Origin of the sequence: Shewanella sp. 11B5 (assembly GCF_002836795.1) — a bacterium.
Taxonomy (GTDB): Bacteria; Pseudomonadota; Gammaproteobacteria; order Enterobacterales; family Shewanellaceae; genus Shewanella; species Shewanella frigidimarina.
In genome coordinates this window covers 1-4,681 of record NZ_PJAP01000455.1, presented here as the reverse complement: position 1 = coordinate 4,681, position 4,681 = coordinate 1, and the positions used below count along the sequence as shown (strand labels likewise).

General features: G+C 40.6%; 3 protein-coding genes. All 3 read right to left on the bottom strand.

The genetic code is table 11. From position 1 onward, the window contains the following. Positions 1-150: 150 nt before the first annotated feature. The 3 genes from CXF78_RS10575 to CXF78_RS10565 all read right to left on the bottom strand — a co-directional run bounded on the left by CXF78_RS10575 (position 151) and on the right by CXF78_RS10565 (position 4,329). Positions 151-2,244 (bottom strand): glycoside hydrolase family 97 protein, encoded by a 2,094-nt coding sequence (locus tag CXF78_RS10575; RefSeq protein ID WP_102036754.1) that lies wholly within the window; start codon positions 2,242-2,244, stop codon positions 151-153. A gap of 223 nt (positions 2,245-2,467) precedes the next feature. Beyond that, positions 2,468-3,064: a tRNA (pseudouridine(54)-N(1))-methyltransferase TrmY gene (gene trmY / locus CXF78_RS10570; RefSeq protein WP_102036753.1), complete on the bottom strand. Its 597-nt coding sequence runs from the start codon at positions 3,062-3,064 to the stop codon at positions 2,468-2,470. Between the two features lie 401 nt (positions 3,065-3,465). Beyond that, a complete protein-coding gene (locus CXF78_RS10565; RefSeq protein ID WP_102036752.1) occupies positions 3,466-4,329 on the bottom strand; it encodes a delta-class carbonic anhydrase in 864 nt (287 codons plus the stop codon). Positions 4,330-4,681: the final 352 nt, after the last annotated feature.

Here is a 4,681-nt window from a genome sequence, read left to right as displayed (position 1 = left end):
CCAGAAACGACCTAAACCATTCCATCCTGCAATTAGAAACGAAACAGCATGTTTTATAGTATCCTCGAGCTTGTTCTTGGTACAACTGACTACATACGTATTCATGCTTTGTTAGTAACCTAATGCGAACACTTATGTAACATTCCAGTGTTACAAGGCTTTAAAACGAATCGCGGTACCCCCACTGGCTGCTAAGTTCAGTGTCATCGCGTCATTTGCAGTAACGATTTTGGTTTCAATCACGTAATCATATGGATTAGTTAACCAATCAGCTTTATCACCGTCACGATAAATTTCGGCTTGGTAGCGTTTCCCCTGCGTGAGGAAATCTAATTTTAACGTCAATTTTCGTGAGTCTTCATCTGTTAATGCGCCTAGATACCAGTCTTCAGCACCGCGCTGTTTTCTTGCAAAGGCAACATAGTCACCAATTTCACCCGCAAGGGCGATACTGTCGCTCCAATCTGTCGGTACATCTTGAATAAACTGAAAAGCATCGAGACGTTGCACATAGTTACGCGGTAAGTCTGCAGCCATTTGAATAGGGCTGTACAACACAACATATAAGGCTAATTGCTTAGTGAGTGTGGTTTTTACGCGGTTTACCGCATCTAGACCTTCAGGCGCTAAATTAAAGATACCTGGGGTGAAATCCATCGGCCCAGCTAGCATACGAGTATAAGGTAGAATTGCCGTATGTTCTGGAGTATTCGGTGGGCTTCCCCATGCATTAAACTCTTGGCCTCGAGCGCCTTCGCGTGCTATCCAATTTGGGTAAGTACGACGTAAACCGGTATCTTTAATCGGCTCATGGGTATTAATGCTAATACCACGTTTTGCGGCTTCGGTAACGCTATGTAGATATTCGTTAACCATAAATTGGCCGTCGTGCCATTCATGGCGCACAATACCATTTTCATCAACGCGCTTAATGTCTCCACCGTCTGCTACGTAACCGGTTTTAACTTGAGTCACGCCATTTTTTTGATATAAATCATAAGCATCACTCATTTGATTTCGGTAATTAGTGACTGAACCAGAGGTTTCATGATGGCCAATTAAACGGACATTTTTACTGTGTCCATATTGAGTTATCTCATCAATGTCAAAATCAGGATAAGCTTTAGTAAAGCTAAACACGTCGCCGTTATCGAACCAACTACCATCCCAGCCTTCATTCCAACCTTCAACCAATACCCCATCAAACCCATATTGGGCGGCAAAGTCCATATAACGCTTAGTTTCGCTGGTGGTCGCACCATGCTTAGGGCCGCTTCCCCAGGTGTTTTCATTGAGGTGCATTCCCCACCAAATCCCAACGTATTTACCCGGTTGCACCCAAGATACATCACCTAATTTATTAGGTTCATTAAGATTAAGGATCAGGTCTGAGTTAAGTAAACCTGGGGCATCTTTAGCAATTTGAATCGTACGCCAAGGTGTTGAAAAGCCAGGTTGAGTCTTCACTCGAATACCGTCCGACCAAGGCGTTAAATCAGCACGTAAAATACCGTCACGCCCTTGATTAAGCACCATTGCGGCATAATCGGTGAGGGCGGCTTCATGGATGCTTAAATGCACGCCATCAGCCGTTCTAAAAGTCATAGGTGTGTGGGCTCGGTCGATTTTATCAAGTGAGGTTGTACGGTATAAATATTCGTATCGGTTCCAGCCGCGCCCGGGGATCCACCATGCGGTTGTGTGTTGTGGGTCTGGGATGGCAAATTCAGTTAATTCATCGGTAATATCAAGTTTTGGCGTGTTAGCCAGTCCGGTTTGTTTTGGCACCAGGTAACGAAAGCCAATACCGTCATTAAACGCTTTAAATTCGATATCGAAGTCAATTTTGCCGTTACTCAGGGTGGCGACCACGCGGTTGTAATGATCGCGAATATTTTCACGCTCCCCCCAAGGTTGCTGCCATGTTTGGTCTACGCTGCTGTTAGTCACATGTTTAATGTTGAAATCAGTACCTAATTCACCTAACTGTTGAAATACCAACCCTAATTTACTTGGATTAATAACAATATTGTCATTAAATTTTACTTGGTATTCTGGACGGCCATTATCATCAGTCAAACTGATATTGATATGTTTGTCTGGGGATTCGACGTTGACAGTTTTAGCTTGAGCGAGACTGGGAATGGTGGCTAGCGCGATAGCACAAGCTACTGCGATAACATTAAGTGCAAAGTGTGACTGTGTGGATAGCGGATTTGCACCGTTAAATAAAACGCGCGCCATAGTATGTCCTTGTTGATTATTATTTTATCTTTAGAACAAGTAATATAAGGCGTTTTTCGTTTATACAGCAAAGATTTGCATACGTATTCAGTGTGCCAAGCAAGTGCTTGAAGTTAATTTACGCAACAATATTGTTACCTCATGAACAATGATTGCTCAGTGTTGATTAATCGGCTAACACATTGACTCATCAACACTTTATCCTTTATTCGATCGTACTGATTTACAATCTCATGTCTAATTCATTGTGGATCAGCACCACGCATTGCGATGCAAACAGCATTTTAGGGCCTAAGTTAATGTGTTGAGTACCCAAGCGTTTAAGGCTATTAAAGCTCTTCTTAGGCATAGGGATGTGATCGGTGAGTAAAAAACACGGGTTAGCTGCAAACTCTATATCACGTACTGGTGTACCTTTTTTCTCTAACATATACAGTTGATAATCTTCAGCTAATTCCTGTATCAATTTTTCGAAACTCACGGTGCGTACCGTAATTCCTGCTTCAACTTCACGTAATTGTTCTTTCGCCATGCCTTTAGATGCCGTTAAGGCTTTAGCTATTTTATTGGTTAAGTTTTGTTCGTGAAAGCCACCGATATGACCTAATTCGTTTGAACGAAAGCAAATTGTGCGAGAAAAGTCTTGGGTACTTTCTAGCACTAAATGCACCACAACATCGTCACGATGAGATTGGGCGACAAAAATGGTATTCATTAAGGTGTGAGCTAAAATTTCAGTGTGAGCTTCATGACCAATAGCGGCTAGAAATTGTTGACTATCAACTGGAGCAGCTCTGGCTCGAACGACAAAAGCGCGCATAGTAAATCCTAATGAGGAAAGATTGGAGTGTAAATGTGATAACTGAAATAGAAAATCTATCAGCTATTGCGCATTGTAATCAGGCTATTATCTCAGTTTTAGTGGTGGCTGTAACGCGATTAATTTTTAGCGTTAAGCGTGCAATATTGTAATGTTTTAAAGTGAGTTATCGTTAGTTAAAATTAAGGTGAAGGAGATAGTGGTTAAATGTTGTGGTTCCAAAATTAAAGCTAACGGTAGGATAACTGTAAATACTAGGTAATGTGTTTCCTGAATATCGCTTTTTATCAAAGGAGAGACGCAAAAGTGAAACTCTTTACATCATTACAAAATTAAAAAAGCCACTGTTATTTCATCAGTGGCTTTTTGTTATTCTGAGTGAAGACTTTAGCGGTTAAGGCTTATTTGATTTCTGACAGTAGCGCTGGGTTAGTGACTAGGTTTCTCACACCATGAGCGTGATCTTCCTTGAAGACGTTACCCTCACACCACTTGCCTACAGTGTTAATATTCACTTTAGCCACTTTAGGACGGACACTCCAAGAGACTTGGAATGGTGAGCCTATTTCATTATAACCAGGGCCTGTTGTTGAGCCATTATACTGAATTGCATCACCGGTATTATTTGGAATATTAACCGCTTGATGAAAACCTTGTTTTATTTCTGATGCAGTTAGTGCTGTAAAATCTAACGCTTTATTGTCATTGACCAACACAAACACTTGTGTTTCAACTCGTAGTTGCGGGTTGTTTATCGCATCATTTAAACAAGCACCTAATGTTGGACCAGGTACGACTTGTGCGCTTGAATGTACATAATGCACTTCAATGGTATCTCCAGCCGTTAAAGCACCATGTTCACTTGGGCAAATAGCATTTTTAGTTGGCGTTAATTCCGCTTTATTTAGTTTACCTGAATACTTAAAACCTGATTGGAAACCTTTACCATCGCCATTACCTGCATAAGTGGTGAACTCTCCACCTGAGTGTTCAGCATTTTTATGAAAATGAATATTACATAAATTCATTTTAGTGAAAGAAGGGGCTTGAGAAAATTGTATTGGATTAGTACCGACAAGTGAGTTTACATCTCGAGGTGACTGAGGTCCAAAACCCTCACCTTTAGTGCTAGTGGCAAGATTTGCTCTTTGTTCTGCGACCACGCTATCAGCGACGGTAGCATGATGTTCTGACAGATTGTCTTTAGCTATGGCGTTGGTTGATAGCGATAAAGTTGCGATTGTTAGTAATAGTTTTTTGTTCATTTTTATGACCTATAACCTTGTAGTTGGTATATTTGAAACATAATCTTAGTATGTTAACAGTTTGTTATCCAGTATTGCTCCGTGTCGATAAGCCATAAAAGCAGCAAATATTATCAAGATTGAATGGGCGTTAGCCTGTAGTCAATATTTTGTAATTATTTGCTTGCGTGTTTAGCTGATCATCCCAAGAATTGAACACAACAGCCTTCAATTACCCCAATTTAAGTGCTGAAGGGTATTAACTAAAAATAACGTATTTTCATTGTATGAGAATAGGTGATAGGTTATAGGTTTTGTTAGTGGCGGGTTGGTTATATATCTAAAGATGTAATAGCGTTATCTTCATGTTTAT

Coding starts and splice junctions, on each gene's coding strand:
- CXF78_RS10565 (WP_102036752.1), bottom strand. CDS start 4,329: ATGAACAAAAAACTATTACTAACAATCGCAACTTTATCGCTATCAACC.
- trmY (WP_102036753.1), bottom strand. CDS start 3,064: ATGCGCGCTTTTGTCGTTCGAGCCAGAGCTGCTCCAGTTGATAGTCAA.
- CXF78_RS10575 (WP_102036754.1), bottom strand. CDS start 2,244: ATGGCGCGCGTTTTATTTAACGGTGCAAATCCGCTATCCACACAGTCA.